Source organism: Citrobacter sp. MGH103 (assembly GCF_001034475.2).
Lineage (GTDB): Bacteria > Pseudomonadota > Gammaproteobacteria > Enterobacterales > Enterobacteriaceae > Citrobacter > Citrobacter freundii.
In genome coordinates, this window is the sequence record NZ_CP073043.1 from 252,962 (window position 1) to 272,106 (window position 19,145).

Sequence of the window (19,145 nt, forward strand, 5' to 3'; positions counted from 1 at the left end):
TATCTGCATGTCAAATTTAGCTATTCCAAAATAATAAAAATCGGGTATGTTTTAGCAGAGTATGCTGCTAAAGCACGGGTGGCTATCCAATAATCGAAATAAAGTGCTGAACAACAACATCACAACACACGTAATAACCACAATAATGGGGATTGTCAGGATGAATATGAAGGGTAAAGCGTTATTGGCAGGATGTATCGCCCTGTCTTTGAGCAATATGGCGTTTGCTAAGGATATTAAAGTTGCTGTCGTCGGCGCGATGTCCGGTCCGGTAGCGCAGTATGGCGATCAGGAATTTACTGGCGCAGAGCAGGCGATTGCAGATATCAATGCCAAAGGCGGCGTGAAAGGCGACAAACTGGTCATGGTGAAATATGACGATGCCTGTGACCCGAAACAAGCGGTAGCGGTAGCTAACAAAGTGGTCAACGACGGGATTAAATACGTTATCGGCCACCTGTGCTCATCTTCCACTCAGCCTGCGTCAGATATCTATGAAGACGAAGGCATTCTGATGATTACCCCAGCGGCAACGGCGCCGGAGCTGACCGCGCGCGGCTATAACCTGGTGTTACGTACCACCGGTCTGGATTCCGATCAGGGCCCGACTGCTGCCAAATATATCGTTGAAAAAGTGAAGCCGAAGCGCATTGCGATCGTTCACGACAAACAACAGTATGGTGAAGGCCTGGCGCGTTCCGTGCAGGACAACCTCAAGAAAGCCAACGCTGACGTGGTGTTCTTCGATGGGATCACCGCTGGCGAGAAAGATTTCTCTACTCTGGTGGCGCGTCTGAAGAAAGAGAATATCGATTTCGTTTACTACGGTGGTTACCACCCGGAAATGGGGCAGATTCTGCGCCAGGCACGCGCTGCGGGTCTGAAAACCCAGTTTATGGGACCAGAAGGGGTAGCGAACGTGTCGTTGTCTAACATCGCGGGTGAGTCTGCAGAAGGCTTACTGGTAACGAAACCGAAGAACTACGATCAGGTTCCGGCGAACAAACCGATTGTGGACGCGATCAAAGCCAAGAAACAGGATCCGAGTGGTGCATTCGTATGGACCACCTACGCCGCGCTGCAATCCTTGCAGGCCGGTCTGAACCAGTCTGACGACCCGGCTGAAATTGCCAAATACCTGAAAGCAAACTCAGTGGAAACCGTAATGGGGCCGCTGTCATGGGATGCGAAAGGCGATCTGAAAGGCTTCGAATTCGGCGTGTTTGACTGGCATGCTAATGGTACGGCGACAGACGCCAAGTAATTTTCCTGGCGCCTTTCGCGCTGCAGGTGCGTTGGCTACGTTATTCAACCCCGGTCACTTACTTCTGTAAGCTCCCGGGGACTTCATAACTTGCCGCCTTCCTGCAGCGCGAAATTCTTGGAAAATTGCGAGGTGGTTTTTTATTTTTTCTCCCAGCATGTAGGCCGGATAAGCGTCAGCGCCATCCGGCTTTTTTATCTTTTTTCCCAGCCATTTTCCTGGGCCGTAAACCCTAACGCCTGCATAAACGCGGCCATCACGCTGCGGTCTTCAACGCCGACGTCGGCCATCCACCATGAACTCACGTCAGAGTTTTCCCGGATCACTTCTTCGATCAAATACTGCCCGACGCCGCGGCGGCGGGTGATATCGCGTACGCGCAATGAATCCAATGCGCCTTGTGTGCCGCTCAGGGTTACGCGAACTGCGCCTAACAGACGCTCGTTAAAGCGCGCGGCGTAGATCCGGTGCGTTTCATCTACGCTTAATGATGAGGCGGAATATTCCGGCCAGATTTTGCCCAGATCAATCTGGTCCTGGTCGCTAAAGTTATCTAAACGAACGATGGTCAGCTTCATTAACAGCATGTCCAAATCACAAAAGATGGAATGAGTGTACCGAAATAATTCGCCCGGATGCTTTCTCTTTTTTATGTGAATAACCAGATTAATAATTTTGTAACAACAGTAATGACAGTTTGAAACCGTAGAGATTGAAAAACAGGCAGAATAATACCCTGGAATGCAGCATTTTATTCGGCTCTTTGTACCGTTATTTTATGCTGACAAACGTACTTTTTTTTGTTTATCTATAGTGAAAAGCAGAATATTATCTTTTCTTAATCGACTGAAAAATAGAGATTTTAGCCTGATTTTGCTTAAATGACTGCTCTAAACCATTAATGAGACTGGTAAAAATAGTGCAGTTCAAAAAAAGCACAGACTGCTTTTTAACCACATAAATACAAAATATTAATTACGTCACGAATGGGGATTCAGGTAATGAAACGGAATGCGAAAACAATCATCGCAGGGGTGATAGCACTGGCAATGTCACACGCGGTCATGGCGGAAGATATCAAGGTCGCTGTTGTCGGCGCGATGTCAGGTCCGGTCGCGCAGTGGGGTGATATGGAATTTAATGGCGCACGTCAGGCCATTAAAGATATCAATGCCAAAGGCGGGGTCAAAGGCGACAAACTGGTCGCTGTGGAATATGACGACGCCTGCGATCCGAAACAGGCCGTTGCAGTAGCGAACAAAATCGTCAATGACGGCATTCAGTACGTTATTGGACATCTGTGCTCATCTTCCACGCAGCCCGCATCAGATATCTATGAAGATGAAGGCATTCTGATGATTTCTCCGGGCGCCACAAACCCGGAACTGACCCAGCGCGGTTACGCTCACATTATGCGTACAGCGGGCCTGGACTCCTCTCAAGGGCCGACCGCCGCGAAATACATTCTGGAGAAGGTGAAGCCGCAGCGCATTGCCATCATTCACGATAAACAGCAATACGGTGAAGGCCTGGCGCGTTCAGTGCAGGACAGCCTGAAAGCGGGCAAAGCCAACATCGTTTTCTTTGACGGTATCACCGCCGGGGAAAAAGATTTTTCTGCGCTGATCGCTCGCCTGAAAAAAGAAAATATCGACTTTGTTTATTACGGCGGCTACTACCCGGAAATGGGGCAAATGCTGCGCCAGGCACGTTCCGTCGGGCTGAAAACCCAGTTTATGGGACCAGAGGGCGTCGGCAATGCGTCGCTGTCTAACATTGCTGGTGATGCCGCTGAGGGCATGCTGGTGACCATGCCAAAACGCTATGACCAGGATCCGGCGAATAAAGCTATCGTCGATGCGCTCAAAGCTGACAAGAAAGATCCAACTGGACCGTACGTGTGGATCACTTATGCAGCCGTCCAGTCATTGGCGACAGCAATGGATCGCAGCGGTAGCAAAGAGCCGCTGGACCTGGTGAAAGATCTGAAAGCACACGGGGCTGATACCGTGATTGGGCCGCTGAAATGGGACGAAAAAGGCGATTTGAAGGGATTTGAGTTTGGTGTCTTCCAGTGGCATGCGGACGGTTCATCGACCGTCGCGAAGTAATACCTGAAGACGAGTTATCCCACCGCCCGTGTAAAATGGGCGGGTATAAAAAGGTTACCTTATGTCCGAGCAGTTCCTCTATTTCTTGCAGCAGATGTTTAACGGCGTCACGCTGGGAAGCACCTACGCGCTGATCGCCATCGGTTACACGATGGTGTACGGCATTATCGGCATGATCAACTTCGCCCATGGCGAGGTGTATATGATCGGCAGCTATGTCTCCTTTATGATCATCGCTGCGCTAATGATGATGGGCATTGATTCCAGTTGGCTACTGGTCGCGGCGGGCTTCGTCGGCGCGATTGTGATTGCCAGCGCCTACGGCTGGAGCATTGAACGCGTGGCGTATCGACCCGTGCGCAGCTCTAAGCGCCTGATCGCGCTGATTTCCGCTATCGGGATGTCCATCTTCCTGCAAAACTACGTCAGCCTGACGGAAGGTTCGCGCGATGTGGCACTGCCCAGCCTGTTTAATGGCCAGTGGACCGTTGGCAGTAGCGAAAACTTCTCTGCTTCCATCACCACCATGCAGTTGGTTATCTGGATTGTAACCTTCCTGGCGATGCTGGCGCTGACGCTGTTTATCCGTTACTCCCGTATGGGTCGCGCCTGCCGTGCCTGCGCGGAAGACCTGAAAATGGCCAGCCTGCTCGGCATCAACACCGATCGCGTGATTGCGCTGACCTTTGTGATTGGCGCGGCAATGGCGGCGGTCGCGGGCGTGCTGCTTGGTCAATTCTATGGCGTAATTAACCCGTACATCGGCTTTATGGCCGGGATGAAGGCCTTTACCGCAGCGGTGCTTGGCGGCATCGGCAGCATTCCTGGGGCGATGATCGGCGGCCTGATTCTGGGCGTCGCGGAAGCGCTCTCCTCTGCTTATCTGAGTACTGAATACAAAGACGTCGTTTCATTCGCGCTGCTGATTCTGGTGCTGCTGGTGATGCCGACCGGTATTCTGGGTCGCCCGGAGGTAGAGAAAGTATGAAACCGATGCATTTTGCAATGGCGCTGCTCTCTGCCGCCATGTTCTTTGTCCTGGCGGGCGTCTTTATGGGCGTTCAGTTAGAGCTTGACGGCACCAAACTGGTGGTGGATTCCGCGGCGGATATTCGCTGGCAGTGGGTGTTTATTGGTACTGGCGTGGTCTTCCTCTTTCAGTTGCTGCGTCCAGCTTTCCAGAAGGGCCTGAAGAGCGTCTCCGGACCGAAGTTTATTCTGCCGGCGATTGACGGCTCCACCGTTAAACAGAAGCTGTTCCTGGTGGCGTTGCTGGTGATTGCCGTGGCGTGGCCGTTTATGGTCTCGCGCGGTACGGTGGATATCGCCACGCTGACGATGATTTATATCATCCTCGGCCTCGGCTTAAACGTGGTGGTGGGGCTTTCCGGCCTGCTGGTGCTGGGCTACGGCGGCTTTTATGCCATTGGCGCTTACACCTTCGCGCTGCTGAACCACTATTACGGACTCGGCTTCTGGACCTGTCTGCCGCTGGCGGGGCTGGTTTCCGCTGCTGCTGGCTTCCTGCTCGGCTTCCCGGTACTGCGCCTGCGCGGTGATTATCTGGCTATTGTGACCTTAGGCTTCGGTGAAATCGTCCGTATCCTGCTGCTCAACAACACCGAAGTGACCGGTGGCCCGAACGGTATCAGCCAGATCCCGAAACCGACCTTTTTCGGTCTGGAGTTTAGCCGTACCGCCCGTGAAGGCGGCTGGGATACCTTCAGCAACTTCTTTAACGTCAAGTACGATCCCTCTGACCGCGTCATTTTCCTCTATCTGGTGGCGCTGCTGCTGGTGGTCTTCTCGCTGTTTGTGATTAACCGTCTGCTGCGTATGCCGTTGGGCCGTGCGTGGGAAGCGCTACGTGAAGATGAAATTGCCTGTCGCTCGCTGGGCTTAAACCCTACGCGCATCAAACTGACAGCTTTTACCATCAGCGCCGCGTTTGCCGGTTTTGCCGGTACGCTGTTTGCCGCGCGCCAGGGGTTTGTCAGCCCGGAATCCTTCACCTTTGCCGAGTCGGCCTTTGTGCTGGCGATTGTGGTATTGGGCGGAATGGGCTCACAGTTTGCGGTGATCCTCGCGGCCATCCTGCTGGTAGTGTCACGCGAGCTGATGCGTGATTTCAATGAATACAGCATGTTAATGCTGGGTGGTTTGATGGTGCTGATGATGATCTGGCGTCCGCAGGGCTTGTTGCCGATGACCCGTCCACAGTTGAAACTGAAAAACGGGGAAGCAAAAGGAGAGCAGGCATGAGTCAGCCATTATTATCTGTTAACGGCCTGATGATGCGCTTCGGCGGTCTGCTGGCGGTAAACAACGTTGAACTGGAACTGCGGCCGCAGGAAATAGTTTCGTTAATCGGGCCAAACGGCGCGGGAAAAACCACGGTCTTTAACTGTCTGACCGGTTTTTATAAGCCGACCGGCGGGACGATTAAGCTGCGCGACCAGCATCTGGAAGGACTACCGGGTCAGCAAATCGCGCGTATGGGCGTGGTGCGTACTTTCCAGCACGTACGTCTGTTTCGCGAAATGACGGTGATTGAAAATCTGCTGGTGGCGCAACATCAGCAACTGAAAACCGGCGTCTTCTCCGGCCTGTTGAAAACTCCGTCGTTCCGTCGCGCGCAGAGTGAAGCGTTGGATCGCGCCGCCACCTGGCTGGAGCGTATTGGTTTGCTGGAGCACGCTAACCGTCAGGCGAGTAACCTGGCCTATGGCGATCAACGTCGTCTGGAGATTGCCCGTTGCATGGTGACCCAGCCGGAAATTCTGATGCTCGACGAACCCGCTGCGGGACTCAACCCGAAAGAGACCAAAGAGCTGGACGAACTGATTGCTGAACTGCGTAACCATCACAACACCACCATTTTGTTGATTGAGCACGACATGAAGCTGGTGATGGGGATTTCCGATCGTATTTACGTGGTGAACCAGGGCACGCCGCTGGCGAATGGGACGCCGGAACAGATTCGTAATAACCCGGATGTTATCCGCGCCTATTTAGGTGAAGCATAATGGGGGCGAGGATTAATATGGATAAGGCGATGTTATCGTTCGACAAAGTCAACGCCCACTACGGCAAGATACAGGCGCTGCATGACGTCAGCTTGTATATCAACCAGGGTGAAATCGTTACTCTGATTGGTGCCAACGGCGCGGGAAAAACCACGCTGCTCGGCACATTGTGTGGTGACCCGCGAGCGACCAGCGGGCGAATCGTCTTTGATGGTAAAGACATTACCGACTGGCAGACGGCGAAAATCATGCGCGAAGCGGTAGCGATTGTGCCGGAAGGGCGTCGCGTGTTTTCCCGTATGACGGTGGAAGAGAACCTGGCGATGGGCGGTTTCTTTGCCGAGAAAGACCAGTTTCAGGAACGCATCAAGTGGGTGTATGACCTGTTTCCTCGCCTGCATGAGCGTCGTATTCAACGTGCAGGAACGATGTCCGGCGGTGAACAACAGATGCTGGCGATAGGCCGTGCGCTGATGAGCCAGCCGAGGCTGCTACTGCTTGATGAACCATCGCTGGGTCTGGCGCCGATTATCATCCAGCAGATCTTTAACACCATTGAGCAACTGCGCGAGCAGGGGATGACCATCTTCCTTGTCGAACAGAACGCTAACCAGGCGCTGAAGCTCGCCGATCGCGGCTACGTGCTGGAAAATGGTCATGTGGTGCTGGAAGACACCGGCGATGCGCTACTGGCTAACGAAGCGGTGCGCAGTGCGTATCTGGGTGGTTAATCATTCTCTGAATAGACAAGGGGCCCGCTGTGGCCCCTTTTTATTGCGCTATGTTATTATTGAGAATAGTTATCAATAATAAAAAATGAACATGGAGAAAGGATGATTCGTTCAGGTACCTGCATGATGATTGGCAGTTTGTTTTTGACGCTTTCTTTAACTACCCTGGCCTCGACACCGCCAGCGTTTGACCCGCGCGATCCCGCAATCTGGGAAGAGAAATCGGACAACCCGTTAGCGCAATCCGACTCGCCCTGCGAAGTGTTTACCAGCTCGGTATGCCCGGGCTGGGAAGATGATAAATCAGATATCCAACGTGAACGTGAGCGACGAGAGCAGCAGCGTTTACAGAATGAGTACGAACGACGCTGGCGCAGAGATTAATCTTTCTCCTGCAGCAACAGATAACGCCATCCTGGCCGGGTAAGGCATACCGCTACCCGGCTTTGTTGTGCACCACTCCGCATTTTCCTGTCACTACGCTTTCACCGCCTTGCCATCTGTTTGTCGCCTTACTATCTTTTTTTTGTAATAAAAAAGTTATTTTTCTGTCATTCGAGCATGTCATGTTACCCCCGCGAGCATAAAACGCGTGATATCGCGCATCCGGCACAACAAGAGAGATAACCGATGATATCGTTACGACATACAGCTTTAGGACTGGCACTTAGCCTGGCGTTTGCAGGTCAGGCACTGGCGGTCACCACCATCCCATTCTGGCACTCAATGGAAGGCGAACTGGGTAAAGAAGTTGATTCTCTGGCGCAACGTTTTAATGCCGCCAATCCCGACTACAAAATTGTTCCGCAGTACAAAGGCAACTACGAGCAGAGCCTGAGTGCAGGAATTGCCGCTTTCCGTACCGGAAACGCGCCTGCGCTGCTACAGGTTTATGAAGTGGGTACGGCAACGATGATGGCTTCGAAAGCCATTAAACCGGTCTATGAAGTATTCAAAGAGGCTGGCATCAACTTCGATGAGTCTCAGTTCGTACCGACGGTTTCTGGTTATTACACCGACTCTAAAAGCGGACATTTGCTTTCTCAACCGTTTAACAGCTCCACTCCGGTGCTGTACTACAACAAAGATGCCTTTAAAAAAGCTGGTTTAGACCCTGAGCAGCCGCCGAAAACCTGGCAGGACCTGGCGGAGTACACCGCGAAGCTGAAAGCGGCAGGCATGAAGTGCGGTTACGCCAGCGGCTGGCAGGGGTGGATTCAGATTGAAAACTTCAGTGCCTGGAACGGTCTGCCGGTCGCTACCAAAAACAACGGTTTTGACGGTACTGACGCGGTGCTGGAGTTCAATAAACCGGAACAGGTAAAACATATCGCTCTGCTGGAAGAGCTGAACAAAAAAGGCGATTTCAGCTACTTCGGGCGTAAGGACGAATCCACTGAGAAGTTCTATAACGGGGATTGTGCCATTACCACCGCCTCTTCCGGTTCGCTGGCTGATATCCGCCATTACGCGAAATTCAACTATGGCGTCGGAATGATGCCGTACGATGCCGATGTGAAGGGCGCGCCGCAGAACGCAATTATCGGTGGGGCCAGTCTTTGGGTGATGCAGGGCAAAGACAAAGCCACCTACGAAGGCGTGGCGAAGTTCCTCAACTTCCTGGCGAAGCCTGAAATTGCTGCCGAATGGCATCAGAAGACCGGCTATCTGCCGATCACCACAGCTGCCTACGACCTGACCCGTGAGCAGGGCTTCTATGATAAGAACCCTGGGGCTGATATTGCCACCCGCCAGATGCTGAACAAGCCGCCGTTGCCGTTCACCAAAGGGCTGCGTCTGGGCAACATGCCGCAGATCCGTACCATTGTGGATGAAGAGCTGGAAAGCGTCTGGACCGGGAAGAAAAACCCGCAGCAGGCGCTGGATGCCGCCGTTGAGCGTGGCAATCAGTTACTGCGCCGCTTTGAGCAATCGACCAAATCGTAATGTGAAATGCCGGGTGGCGGCTGTGCCTTACCCGGCCTACAAATGCGCGTAGGCCGGATAAGCGTAGCGCCATCCGGCGCTGTTCAGGAATCAAACTTCCATGTCCTCATCCCGTCCGGTGTTCCGTTCGCGCTGGCTTCCCTATTTACTGGTGGCTCCGCAGCTGGTTATCACCGTTATTTTCTTTATCTGGCCTGCCGGTGAAGCGCTGTGGTACTCGCTACAATCCGTTGATCCGTTTGGTCTTTCCAGCCAGTTTGTCGGACTGGAAAACTTTGTCGCGCTGTTTCATGACCCGTACTACCTCGACTCATTCTGGACCACCATTAAGTTCAGTACGTTAGTCACGCTAAGCGGTCTGCTGGTGTCGTTATTTTTTGCGGCGTTGGTGAATTACGTGGTGCGCGGCAGCCGTTTTTACCAAACGCTAATGCTGTTGCCTTACGCCGTTGCGCCCGCCGTTGCCGCCGTATTGTGGATCTTCCTGTTTAACCCAGGGCGCGGGCTGATTACCCATTTTCTCGGTGAGTTTGGCTATGACTGGAACCATGCGCAAAACAGCGGTCAGGCAATGTTCCTGGTGGTGTTTGCGTCGGTCTGGAAGCAGATTAGTTACAACTTCCTGTTCTTCTTTGCCGCACTGCAGTCTATTCCTCGCTCGCTGATCGAAGCCGCCGCGATTGACGGTGCGGGGCCGGTTCGCCGCTTCTTTAAACTGGCGCTGCCGCTCATTGCCCCGGTGAGCTTCTTCCTGCTGGTGGTGAATCTGGTGTATGCCTTCTTTGACACCTTCCCGGTGATTGATGCTGCCACTGCAGGCGGGCCGGTACAGGCGACCACGACGCTGATTTATAAGATCTATCGCGAAGGTTTTGTCGGGCTGGATCTGGCTTCTTCCGCTGCACAATCGGTGGTGCTGATGTTCCTGGTCATTATTTTGACGGTGGTGCAGTTCCGCTATGTGGAAAGTAAGGTGCGTTACCAATGATTGAGAACCGTCGTGGGCTGACAATATTCAGCCATGCCATGTTGATTATGGGGATCATGGTGATCCTGTTTCCGTTGTACGTCGCGTTTGTCGCGGCGACGCTGGACAACAAAGCGGTGTTTGAGACGCCGATGACGCTGGTTCCCGGCACGCAGCTGCTGGAAAACATGAAATACATCTGGGTCAACGGCGTGGGCGTCAACAGCGCGCCGTTCTGGCTGATGATGCTCAACAGTTTCATCATGGCGTTCAGCATTACGGTAGGGAAAATTACTGTCTCTATGCTTTCCGCATTTGCCATCGTCTGGTTTCGCTTTCCGCTGCGCAACCTGTTCTTCTGGATGATTTTTATCACCCTGATGCTGCCGGTTGAGGTGCGTATTTTCCCGACGGTAGAAGTGATCGCCAACCTGAAGATGCTCGACAGCTATGCGGGTCTGACACTGCCGTTGATGGCATCTGCGACAGCGACTTTCCTGTTCCGTCAGTTCTTTATGACCCTGCCGGATGAACTGGTTGAGGCGGCGCGTATTGACGGCGCGTCACCAATGCGTTTTTTCCGCGATATCGTACTACCGCTGTCAAAAACCAATCTGGCGGCGCTGTTCGTTATTACCTTTATCTACGGCTGGAACCAGTATCTGTGGCCGTTGTTAATTATTACCGACGTCAATTTGGGCACTGCGGTGGCGGGTATCAAAGGCATGATTGCCACCGGTGAAGGCACCACGCAGTGGAACCAGGTAATGGCCGCCATGCTGCTGACGCTCATCCCTCCGGTAATCATCGTGTTAGCCATGCAGCGCGCGTTTGTGCGTGGTTTAGTGGACAGTGAGAAATAAAAATGGCTGGTTTAAAACTACAGGCAGTAACCAAAAGCTGGGACGGTAAAACCCAGGTGATTAAACCGCTGACGCTGGACGTCGCGGACGGGGAATTTATTGTGATGGTTGGACCATCCGGTTGCGGTAAGTCTACGCTGCTGCGGATGGTGGCCGGGCTTGAACGGGTAAGCGGCGGCGATATCTGGATTGATAATAAACGCGTCACCGAGATGGAGCCGAAGGATCGCGGCATTGCGATGGTCTTTCAAAACTATGCTCTCTACCCGCATATGAGCGTGGAAGAAAACATGGCCTGGGGGCTGAAAATCCGCGGGATGGGCAAGGAACACATTGCTGAGCGGGTAAATGAGGCGGCGCGTATTCTCGAGCTAGGTGAGCTGCTCAAACGTCGTCCGCGCGAACTTTCCGGCGGCCAGCGCCAGCGTGTAGCGATGGGACGAGCGATTGTACGTGACCCGGCGGTATTCCTGTTCGATGAGCCGCTTTCTAACCTTGATGCCAAGCTGCGCGTACAGATGCGTCTGGAGTTACAACATTTGCATCGCCGACTGAAAACCACCTCGCTGTACGTGACGCACGATCAGGTTGAAGCGATGACCCTCGCCCAACGGGTAATGGTAATGAACAAAGGTATTGCCGAGCAAATCGGTACCCCAGTTGAGGTGTATGAAAAACCCGCCAGCCGCTTTGTGGCGAGCTTTATCGGCAGCCCGGCGATGAATCTGCTCGATGGGCGCATCAGCGCTACGGGTACCCATTTTGAGTTGGAGGGCGGCATGACGTTGCCCATTGGCAGAAGCGCCAGGGAGTGTATTGGGCGTAACATGACGCTGGGTATCCGCCCGGAGCATATTGCGCTAAGCTCGCAGGCCGAAGGCGGCGTGCCGCTGGTCGTCGACACGCTGGAAATGCTGGGTGCGGATAATCTGGCACATGGACGTTGGGGTGAGCAAAAGCTGGTGGTGCGGTTGGCGCATCAGCATCGCCCGACGGCAGGCAGTACGCTGTGGCTGCATCTGCCAGAACATCATCTGCATCTTTTTGATGGCGAAACAGGACAACGCGTATGAATAACTGGCCTTACCCCCATATTGTCGCCCATCGCGGCGGCGGTAAGTTAGCCCCGGAAAATACCCTGGCGGCGATCGACGTGGGGGCGCGATACGGGCATACCATGATTGAGTTTGACGCTAAATTGTCGAAAGACGGTGAGATCTTCTTACTGCATGACGACAACCTGGAACGCACCAGCAACGGCTGGGGCGTGGCTGGCGAATTGAACTGGCAGGATCTATTGCGCGTGGACGCCGGCGGCTGGTTTAGCGGTGAGTTTAAAGGCGAACCGTTGCCGCTGCTCTCGCAAGTTGCTGAGCGCTGTCGCCAGCACGGCATGATGGCAAATATTGAGATCAAACCCACCACCGGGACGGGGGCGCTCACCGGGAAGGTCGTGGCGCTGGCCGCGCGTGAATTGTGGGCGGGAATGACGCCACCACTGTTGTCATCCTTTGAAATTGATGCGCTAGAAGCGGCGCAGCAGGCGGTGCCTGAACTGCCGAGAGGTTTGCTGCTGGATGAATGGCGCGAGGACTGGCGTGAGCTGACCACGCGGCTTGGCTGCGTCTCTATTCATCTTAATCATAAGCTGCTGGATGAGGCGCGCGTGGATGTGCTGCGCGATGCGGGGCTACGTATTCTGGTGTATACCGTCAACCGACCCCAGCGCGCGGCGGAACTGCTGCGCTGGGGGGTGGACTGCATCTGTACCGATGCCATTGATACGATTGGTCCGGATTTCCAACCCTGTTAAGGCCCAATCGTTTTTAACGGAACGTTAGGCTGCGGCGTGCTGGAGGGCTTCAGCATGTCGCCGTTCTTTTTCTCCGACAGCATATGTTGCTTATTGAGCGAGCTGTCCGGATTACGGGTTCCACTCAACATCCCACCGTTACTGTTAGGCAGCATTTGCTGCTGTCCAGGATTCAACTCGCCCGGCTGAGACTGCAGCACGCGCTGGGTGTTCGTGTTGATTTGGTTTTCCATATGCTGTTGCTGCATGCGCGTCTGCGTTTGCAACTGCTGGTTGAGCATCCCTTTCTGCTGAATCTGCTGTGATTGCATTTGGGTTTGCATACGCTGCTGGCTCGGGATCTGATAACCGGGTTGATTCGGGTTATTCATGGTGTTGATGGGCTGTGCAAAGCCTGCAAACGGCAAGAGCATGGCTAAAAGTAAGAGTCGTTTCATCGCTTTTCTCCTCTCGGGGATCATTTAAGTTTACTCCTTTCTCGCCGTTACGATGATTATTTCAGAGTTATGCACCAGGCTTAGTGGGGGCAGACCCCCGTACATCTGGAGAATAACGATGATAAAACCGACGTTTTTACGCCGGGTAGCCATTGCTGCTCTGCTCTCAGGAAGTTGTTTTAGCGTTGCTGCCGCGCCGGCTGCGCCACCGCCGGTATCCTACGGTGTCGAGGAAGATGTGTTCCATCCCGTTCGCGCGCAACAGGGGATGGTGGCTTCCGTAGATGCTTTAGCCACCCAGGTTGGGGTGGATATTCTGAAACAGGGCGGGAATGCCGTTGATGCCGCTGTAGCCGTTGGCTACGCGCTGGCGGTGACGCATCCGCAGGCGGGCAATCTGGGCGGCGGCGGGTTTATGCTGCTGCGTACCAAAGACGGTAACACCACGGCGATCGATTTTCGTGAAATGGCTCCCGCTGGCGCGACCCGTGATATGTTCCTTGATGAACAGGGCAACGCCGATGCGAAAAAGTCACTAACGTCGCATCTGGCATCCGGTACGCCGGGTACCGTGGCGGGTTTCTCGCTGGCGCTGGAGAAATACGGCACGATGCCGCTGAACAAAGTCGTGCGCCCAGCAATGAAGCTAGCGGAAGAAGGCTTTGTGGTTAACGACGCGCTGGCTGACGATCTGAAAACCTATGGCAGCGAAGTGCTCCCTAATCACGAGAACAGCAAAGCCATTTTCTGGAAAGACGGCGAGCCGCTGAAAAAGGGTGACAAGCTGGTGCAAACGAACCTAGCGAAAAGCCTGGAGATGATTGCCGAGAACGGTCCGGATGCGTTTTATAAAGGGGCAATTGCCGATCAGATTGCGGAGGAAATGCAGAAAAACGGCGGGTTGATGACCAAAGAGGATTTAGCCAGCTATAAAGCCGTGGAGCGTACGCCGATTAGCGGCGACTATCGCGGATATCAGGTCTTCTCCATGCCACCGCCGTCCTCTGGCGGTATTCACATTGTGCAGATCCTCAATATTCTCGAAAACTTCGATATGAAGAAGTACGGGTTTGGCAGCGCTGATGCCATGCAGGTAATGGCTGAAGCGGAGAAATATGCCTACGCCGACCGCTCGGAGTATCTGGGCGACCCGGATTTTGTGAAAGTACCGTGGCAGGCGCTGACCAACAAAGCCTATGCCAAATCGCTTGCCGATCAAATTGATATCAACAAGGCTAAGCCTTCCAGCCAGATCAAACCTGGCAAGCTCGCGCCGTATGAAAGCAATCAGACCACCCATTTCTCGGTGGTGGATAAAGACGGTAATGCCGTGGCGGTGACGTATACCCTGAACACCACCTTCGGCACCGGCATTGTGGCGGGTAACACCGGCATTCTGCTTAATAACGAAATGGACGATTTCTCCGCCAAGCCGGGCGTGCCGAACGTTTATGGGCTGGTGGGCGGCGATGCCAACGCGGTTGGGCCGAAGAAGCGTCCGCTGTCATCAATGTCGCCGACTATCGTGGTAAAAGACGGGAAAACCTGGCTGGTTACCGGCAGCCCTGGCGGGAGCCGAATCATCACTACCGTGCTGCAAATGGTAGTCAACAGCATTGATTTTGGAATGAACGTCGCCGAAGCGACCAACGCGCCGCGCTTCCATCATCAGTGGTTGCCCGATGAACTGCGCGTTGAGAAAGGGTTTAGCCCGGACACCATTAAGCTGCTGGAGCAGAAAGGGCAGAAAGTCGCGCTGAAGGAAGCGATGGGCAGCACGCAGAGCATTATGGTAGGACCGGATGGTGCACTGTATGGCGCATCTGACCCGCGTTCCGTGGATGATTTAACGGCGGGATACTGATTTTTGATTAATAGCCCGGTGTCAGGCACCGGGCGTTTTGTTGGCTATGCCGTGAGCAACCGCGCTGGGTTATCAATACAGAGCCTGCGTAGAGTATCGTTGTCTACTCCACGGGCGGCCAGATAGGCGAGGAAAACATTCGGGACAAATCCCCAACCGTTCCCCCCATTTTTTGCCCACATCTGTTTGAGAAAAACATCATGGCTTAAAACTATCTGATCGGCGTAACCCAATTCAATCAGATGTGCTACCGCATCTGCGGTTTCCTGAACGCCTGGGGCGATACCTTCTTTTGGGAAAGTGATGTCCAGGCCAATCATGTCAAATTCAAGCCATACGCCGCGATCGAGCATTTTTCGTTGATAGGCAACATCTTTTCCCGAAGGATCTGAATGCGCCAGCGAGACTTTTGCCGGAGAGACGTTCATCTCTTCAAGGACAATATCCAGCACCTCATCACCCAGCCGCAGCCACCCTGGCATATGGATATTCATCGCAGTATGAGGATTATTACGTTGTGCCAGAGAAGCCGCTCGCAGACTGTTGCGTTCCGCCTGCGTAAAAGCGGGTGATACGCCAATTTCACCTATCATGCCGGCGCGAATATCCGTCTCGCCTATCCCCTGATTCAGTTCCTTATCAATAAGTGAGGCTAACAACTCGACAGGTTTGTGGATCCTGGCACTTTCAAACTTCTCCAGATAAGGTCCTGATGAAGCTACGATGTTCAAACCGGTTTTTAATGCCACTTCTCGTAATGACAAGACATCTCGACCGATAGATTCAGAACCTGTCGCGTCGACAATCGTCCTGCCTCCCAGTGACATAAAGTTGTTGATTTCAAAGATGACATCATCAATTTCCTTTCTGTCCATGTTATCGGCGCAGCAGTAGGGATCATGTTTCAATCCCCACTGCAGATCAGCGCTGACCTTTTTCCCCACGAGTTGCTGTGAGAATTCATAATGCGGTTCGTCAACAACCGATGATAAATCGTTAAACAGATGCTCATGCGGTAGCGTCAGACCCATATCCGTGTGCGCCACTGGGCCTGTCACGGTTTGCAGGAAACCTTTCATCCTGACACCTCCATTTTTTGCGCCATTTTGGATGCTCTGTATTCGGGGATGGTGGTAACAATTGCGCCTATTAGCGCAAACAGCGTCCCAATGATCGTGACCAGATAGACCGTATTACCCAGTGACGGGATAAGTTCATCAATCAACACTGAGCCAAGCAATTGACCCGCGGTAGAAGCAACACCGAGCATCAACAGCCCTAAGCCTCTGACCAGAATCGCCATCAGCCCGATGGACAGCAGACCCAGCGGGCCACCGAGATACATCCACCACGTATCGGGTAACTGGACGGTGACATGACCTAATGCGACACGTATCGCCAGCGCAGCGCCCAGCACACAAAAGCCGACGATGAAGTTCCAGGTAATGGAAACCAGCATAGAGCCCGTTGCCTCGGCAACTTTGGCATTTCCAGCGGGCTGCCAGCCAGCGAGTAATCCTGCCAAAAATGGAAGGATGGCGAGCAGGATAAAGGAGGTTGAATGCCACTGTGGTGACACGACAAAAATCGTGGCAATAACAGCGAACAATGCGCCAGTAACGCGCCATGGCGTGAAGTATTTCTTCTCGTCCACACCGACACCAAAACGGTCGCACAGCAGGCCGGAAAGGAGGAGGGCGGAAATTAATGCAGTTTGAAACGTGGCAACGCCCAACGCGCTGGCTGATGCCCCTTCCGAAAATACAACCATCGCCCCACATAATCCGGCAAACCAATTCCACAAAGGGATTTTCCGCGTTTTTATCAGAGCTGGGATCGACGCGAATTGCTGGCGTGTTTCTTTGCGCGCAATAATAATAAAAAACATGACGACCAGACCACTGGCGAACGAGATTACTGCGCAAGCATTTCCATCCTGCAACCAGTGTCCCAATTGCCCATTAACGGCAGACTGCATAGGGGAAAGCATACCGGCTAAGATAGTTGCAAGCATCAGTAAGGGGGTTGAGTACTTATTCTTGTTCATACATCAATCCTTATATTTTATAAAAGGAGTAACTTTCGTTACTCCATTGTTTTTTATTTTCTGGCGATGAATTGAAGCGTGTTAACCCACAGGTCGGTATAAAACGACCAGGACATAAATTGCTGTGTTCCCCAGTGCGGCGAACAGTCGCTCATGAAGCAGGCGGTTTTACCCTGTTGGTATTCACCAAACACTAACAGCGGGTCATTATTTATTGTTAAGACAACATCGGCATCTTCTCTGGAGACAACCTGGTTATATCCAAGAAATGCCGGGTAGTCGGTGAATCCGTTAACGACAGGATGTTCAGGGGAAATAGCCTCAGCGTAGATACCTTCTGGTTTTTCTACCCGGTCATCGCCGTCAAGCATAATAACTGGCAAAACCTCGGCAAGAATGGTGTTCTTGTAATTAGCTTTTGCCTCAATACCCATAAATGACAGATAGCCGCCAATCATGAGCAGTCCACCACCATTTTTGACATACTCTTTAATTGATTCCAGAGCATTGGGCTTTATTTTTAGCTGATAGAACGTCTCGTTTTGCAACAGGAACGTATTGCTGCCGATATCGCTAATGACAATGACATCGTAACGGTTTAGGTCATCAATGCTTTCTGGAAATGCGATTTGCACGGTGTGAGCAGGCATGTAATCAACTTCTACTCCGCCTTTCTTTAAGCATTCCAGTAACCATGTGGCACCCTCTTCATATTTACTGGAGGTAAAACTGTCATAGCCTTTTGAATGGATCATGTGAATATGCCAGGATTCTCCAATAAAGAGCACCTTTAGTTTTTTCTGTGTATTATTCATAGTCTGCTCCTTGATTTAGTGAGTCGAGATAGTTTGTTTGTAATGCGAACCTTGAATGCGATGAAGAACGGATTCGTTTTCTGGCATGTCAGAGGCATTGGGTGTTTCAACAGCAAGCGAGGCGAATGCACTGGCGTAGCACAATGCAGATGCCAGTGATTTTCCTTTAGCAAGGCCAGATGCGAGTGCACCATTGAAGGCATCACCCGCTCCTGCGGTATTTTTTACAACTGCCGGGAATGCCGGAGAATAGATGAATTGTGTTCCGTCATAAGCGAGGGAGCCTTTGCTCCCTAGGGTGATAATGGTATTTTTGACGCCTTTCTGATGAATAATCTTTGCCGCACTTTTTGCCGACTCAATATCATTGACGGACATGTTTGCCAACAGACCCGCTTCGGTTTCATTTGGCGTGATATAATCAATATTATCAATAATAGTATTGACCATTTCATTGTATGGTGCTGGATTTATAATGACAGGGATATCATTTTTCTGTGCGAGACGAATGGTTTGGTGAAGCGCTTCGTAATTTGTCTCCAGTTGTACGAGAACAATATCTGAATGAACGATGGCTTCTTTTTGTATGGTGATTTCATCAGGGGAAATTGTCATGTTAGCACCGGGGTAGATAGCGATGACGTTATCCCCGGTATCTCCATTCACCATAATAGTAGCTGTACCTGTTTGTGTTTCTTTGGTCTGATAGATAACGCTTTTATGGATTTTTGATGAGTTTATAAAATTAATGGCGTAATCACTGAAATGGTCTGACCCTACTTTAGTAATAAAATGCACATCAGAATCGGCATAGCTTGCAGCTAATGCCTGATTGCATCCTTTACCTCCGGGCGAAAAAATAAATTTATCGGCAAGTAATGATTCGCCTGTCGAGGGGAGCCTCGGTAGGTAACTGATAATATCAACATTGAACGAGCCAATAACACATACATTATTCTTCATGGCAGAGAGACCTTTTTTTATTTTCTGCGCTGATTCATATTTTTCCAGCACATAAGCAATTTCGTTTTTTGCAACGTTATCAAGAGAGTCAAGGGTAATAAATGCACCACCATGACAGCGAGTGAGATATCCCTGTCCGGCAAGCTCATTGAGATCTGAGCGAATAGTTTCCTTTGTTACCTTGAGACTTTTCGCCAGATTTGAAACTTTTACAACTCCCGAAATACTGATTTCTTTCAATATTCTATGATGGCGTTCAAATTTCATTTTTTACCTCACCGTGGTTAAGTTAGTCCC

General features: G+C 52.1%; 19 protein-coding genes and 1 pseudogene. 13 read left to right on the top strand and 7 right to left on the bottom strand.

What is annotated here, in order from left to right:
• Nucleotides 1-160: 160 nt before the first annotated feature.
• Nucleotides 161-1,264, top strand: a complete 1,104-nt coding sequence (gene livJ, locus SK33_RS01195) for a branched chain amino acid ABC transporter substrate-binding protein LivJ (RefSeq protein WP_003023428.1) — start codon at nucleotides 161-163, stop codon at nucleotides 1,262-1,264.
• 83 nt (nucleotides 1,265-1,347) lie between these two features.
• Here livJ and SK33_RS01200 read toward each other — a convergent pair.
• Nucleotides 1,348-1,474 (bottom strand): annotated as a pseudogene (locus tag SK33_RS01200) (hypothetical protein).
• A complete protein-coding gene (gene panM, locus SK33_RS01205; protein ID WP_003023430.1) occupies nucleotides 1,459-1,842 on the bottom strand; it encodes an aspartate 1-decarboxylase autocleavage activator PanM in 384 nt (127 codons plus the stop codon). The pseudogene SK33_RS01200 and the gene panM overlap by 16 nt, the downstream one beginning before the upstream one ends.
• A gap of 423 nt (nucleotides 1,843-2,265) precedes the next feature.
• Between panM and livK the strand changes: the two genes are divergently transcribed.
• The 11 genes from livK (at nucleotide 2,266) to ugpQ (ending at nucleotide 12,722) form a co-directional block, all read left to right on the top strand.
• Complete coding sequence (livK, locus tag SK33_RS01210) at nucleotides 2,266-3,375, top strand: high-affinity branched-chain amino acid ABC transporter substrate-binding protein LivK (protein WP_003023433.1); 1,110 nt, start codon at nucleotides 2,266-2,268, stop codon at nucleotides 3,373-3,375.
• A gap of 61 nt (nucleotides 3,376-3,436) precedes the next feature.
• Nucleotides 3,437-4,363, top strand: coding sequence for a high-affinity branched-chain amino acid ABC transporter permease LivH (livH, locus tag SK33_RS01215; protein WP_003023435.1), 927 nt, complete (start codon nucleotides 3,437-3,439; stop codon nucleotides 4,361-4,363).
• Complete coding sequence (gene livM, locus SK33_RS01220) at nucleotides 4,360-5,637, top strand: branched chain amino acid ABC transporter permease LivM (protein ID WP_003023436.1); 1,278 nt, start codon at nucleotides 4,360-4,362, stop codon at nucleotides 5,635-5,637. The genes livH and livM overlap by 4 nt, the downstream gene beginning before the upstream one ends.
• On the top strand, nucleotides 5,634-6,401 hold the full coding sequence (gene livG / locus SK33_RS01225; RefSeq protein WP_003023438.1) for a high-affinity branched-chain amino acid ABC transporter ATP-binding protein LivG: 768 nt from the start codon (nucleotides 5,634-5,636) through the stop codon (nucleotides 6,399-6,401). The genes livM and livG overlap by 4 nt, the downstream gene beginning before the upstream one ends.
• Nucleotides 6,402-6,418: 17 nt before the next feature.
• The gene (gene livF, locus SK33_RS01230; RefSeq protein ID WP_003827581.1) at nucleotides 6,419-7,132 is read left to right on the top strand and encodes a high-affinity branched-chain amino acid ABC transporter ATP-binding protein LivF; all 714 of its coding nucleotides are present in this window, start codon (nucleotides 6,419-6,421) and stop codon (nucleotides 7,130-7,132) included.
• Between the two features lie 102 nt (nucleotides 7,133-7,234).
• On the top strand, nucleotides 7,235-7,516 hold the full coding sequence (locus SK33_RS01235; RefSeq protein WP_003023442.1) for a hypothetical protein: 282 nt from the start codon (nucleotides 7,235-7,237) through the stop codon (nucleotides 7,514-7,516).
• 246 nt (nucleotides 7,517-7,762) lie between these two features.
• Nucleotides 7,763-9,079, top strand: a complete 1,317-nt coding sequence (ugpB, locus tag SK33_RS01240) for a sn-glycerol-3-phosphate ABC transporter substrate-binding protein UgpB (protein ID WP_003023445.1) — start codon at nucleotides 7,763-7,765, stop codon at nucleotides 9,077-9,079.
• 100 nt (nucleotides 9,080-9,179) lie between these two features.
• Nucleotides 9,180-10,067 (top strand): sn-glycerol-3-phosphate ABC transporter permease UgpA, encoded by an 888-nt coding sequence (gene ugpA / locus SK33_RS01245; RefSeq protein ID WP_032937238.1) that lies wholly within the window; start codon nucleotides 9,180-9,182, stop codon nucleotides 10,065-10,067.
• The gene (ugpE, locus tag SK33_RS01250; RefSeq protein WP_003023450.1) at nucleotides 10,064-10,909 is read left to right on the top strand and encodes a sn-glycerol-3-phosphate ABC transporter permease UgpE; all 846 of its coding nucleotides are present in this window, start codon (nucleotides 10,064-10,066) and stop codon (nucleotides 10,907-10,909) included. The genes ugpA and ugpE overlap by 4 nt, the downstream gene beginning before the upstream one ends.
• A gap of 2 nt (nucleotides 10,910-10,911) precedes the next feature.
• Nucleotides 10,912-11,982 (top strand): sn-glycerol-3-phosphate import ATP-binding protein UgpC, encoded by a 1,071-nt coding sequence (locus SK33_RS01255; RefSeq protein ID WP_003023452.1) that lies wholly within the window; start codon nucleotides 10,912-10,914, stop codon nucleotides 11,980-11,982.
• Nucleotides 11,979-12,722 carry a glycerophosphodiester phosphodiesterase gene (ugpQ, locus tag SK33_RS01260; RefSeq protein ID WP_048218793.1) on the top strand — a complete coding sequence of 248 codons (744 nt, stop codon included), beginning with the start codon at nucleotides 11,979-11,981 and terminating at the stop codon, nucleotides 12,720-12,722. Before SK33_RS01255 ends, ugpQ begins: the two co-directional genes overlap by 4 nt.
• Here the strand turns inward: ugpQ and SK33_RS01265 are convergent.
• Nucleotides 12,719-13,159, bottom strand: coding sequence for a DUF2756 family protein (locus SK33_RS01265; RefSeq protein ID WP_003023456.1), 441 nt, complete (start codon nucleotides 13,157-13,159; stop codon nucleotides 12,719-12,721). The two genes, ugpQ and SK33_RS01265, sit on opposite strands and share 4 nt — an antisense overlap.
• 118 nt (nucleotides 13,160-13,277) lie before the next feature.
• Here SK33_RS01265 and ggt point away from each other — a divergent pair, with 118 nt between their 5' ends.
• Entirely contained in the window at nucleotides 13,278-15,023 is a 1,746-nt protein-coding gene (gene ggt, locus SK33_RS01270; protein WP_048218792.1) for a gamma-glutamyltransferase, read from the top strand.
• A gap of 44 nt (nucleotides 15,024-15,067) precedes the next feature.
• Here ggt and SK33_RS01275 read toward each other — a convergent pair whose 3' ends face one another.
• The 4 genes from SK33_RS01275 to SK33_RS01290 are packed head-to-tail and all read right to left on the bottom strand — an operon-like array spanning nucleotide 15,068 to nucleotide 19,115.
• The gene (locus tag SK33_RS01275) at nucleotides 15,068-16,102 is read right to left on the bottom strand and encodes a phosphotriesterase family protein (RefSeq protein ID WP_003023461.1); all 1,035 of its coding nucleotides are present in this window, start codon (nucleotides 16,100-16,102) and stop codon (nucleotides 15,068-15,070) included.
• Nucleotides 16,099-17,070, bottom strand: coding sequence for a DMT family transporter (locus SK33_RS01280; protein ID WP_003023463.1), 972 nt, complete (start codon nucleotides 17,068-17,070; stop codon nucleotides 16,099-16,101). The genes SK33_RS01275 and SK33_RS01280 overlap by 4 nt, the downstream gene beginning before the upstream one ends.
• A 53-nt stretch (nucleotides 17,071-17,123) precedes the next feature.
• Entirely contained in the window at nucleotides 17,124-17,885 is a 762-nt protein-coding gene (locus SK33_RS01285; RefSeq protein ID WP_046671270.1) for a glutamine amidotransferase, read from the bottom strand.
• A gap of 15 nt (nucleotides 17,886-17,900) precedes the next feature.
• The gene (locus SK33_RS01290; protein WP_003023466.1) at nucleotides 17,901-19,115 is read right to left on the bottom strand and encodes a PfkB family carbohydrate kinase; all 1,215 of its coding nucleotides are present in this window, start codon (nucleotides 19,113-19,115) and stop codon (nucleotides 17,901-17,903) included.
• Between the last annotated feature and the right edge of the window lie 30 nt (nucleotides 19,116-19,145).

Excerpts from the sequence above, each read along its gene's own strand:
- SK33_RS01265 (WP_003023456.1), bottom strand. The coding sequence starts at position 13,159 with ATGAAACGACTCTTACTTTTAGCCATGCTCTTGCCGTTTGCAGGCTTT.
- SK33_RS01290 (WP_003023466.1), bottom strand. The coding sequence starts at position 19,115 with ATGAAATTTGAACGCCATCATAGAATATTGAAAGAAATCAGTATTTCG.
- livF (WP_003827581.1), top strand. The coding sequence starts at position 6,419 with ATGGATAAGGCGATGTTATCGTTCGACAAAGTCAACGCCCACTACGGC.
- livK (WP_003023433.1), top strand. The coding sequence starts at position 2,266 with ATGAAACGGAATGCGAAAACAATCATCGCAGGGGTGATAGCACTGGCA.
- SK33_RS01275 (WP_003023461.1), bottom strand. The coding sequence starts at position 16,102 with ATGAAAGGTTTCCTGCAAACCGTGACAGGCCCAGTGGCGCACACGGAT.
- ugpA (WP_032937238.1), top strand. The coding sequence starts at position 9,180 with ATGTCCTCATCCCGTCCGGTGTTCCGTTCGCGCTGGCTTCCCTATTTA.
- livM (WP_003023436.1), top strand. The coding sequence starts at position 4,360 with ATGAAACCGATGCATTTTGCAATGGCGCTGCTCTCTGCCGCCATGTTC.
- ugpQ (WP_048218793.1), top strand. The coding sequence starts at position 11,979 with ATGAATAACTGGCCTTACCCCCATATTGTCGCCCATCGCGGCGGCGGT.
- SK33_RS01285 (WP_046671270.1), bottom strand. The coding sequence starts at position 17,885 with ATGAATAATACACAGAAAAAACTAAAGGTGCTCTTTATTGGAGAATCC.
- SK33_RS01235 (WP_003023442.1), top strand. The coding sequence starts at position 7,235 with ATGATTCGTTCAGGTACCTGCATGATGATTGGCAGTTTGTTTTTGACG.
- ggt (WP_048218792.1), top strand. The coding sequence starts at position 13,278 with ATGATAAAACCGACGTTTTTACGCCGGGTAGCCATTGCTGCTCTGCTC.
- livH (WP_003023435.1), top strand. The coding sequence starts at position 3,437 with ATGTCCGAGCAGTTCCTCTATTTCTTGCAGCAGATGTTTAACGGCGTC.
- SK33_RS01280 (WP_003023463.1), bottom strand. The coding sequence starts at position 17,070 with ATGAACAAGAATAAGTACTCAACCCCCTTACTGATGCTTGCAACTATC.
- livG (WP_003023438.1), top strand. The coding sequence starts at position 5,634 with ATGAGTCAGCCATTATTATCTGTTAACGGCCTGATGATGCGCTTCGGC.
- livJ (WP_003023428.1), top strand. The coding sequence starts at position 161 with ATGAATATGAAGGGTAAAGCGTTATTGGCAGGATGTATCGCCCTGTCT.
- ugpE (WP_003023450.1), top strand. The coding sequence starts at position 10,064 with ATGATTGAGAACCGTCGTGGGCTGACAATATTCAGCCATGCCATGTTG.
- SK33_RS01255 (WP_003023452.1), top strand. The coding sequence starts at position 10,912 with ATGGCTGGTTTAAAACTACAGGCAGTAACCAAAAGCTGGGACGGTAAA.
- ugpB (WP_003023445.1), top strand. The coding sequence starts at position 7,763 with ATGATATCGTTACGACATACAGCTTTAGGACTGGCACTTAGCCTGGCG.
- panM (WP_003023430.1), bottom strand. The coding sequence starts at position 1,842 with ATGAAGCTGACCATCGTTCGTTTAGATAACTTTAGCGACCAGGACCAG.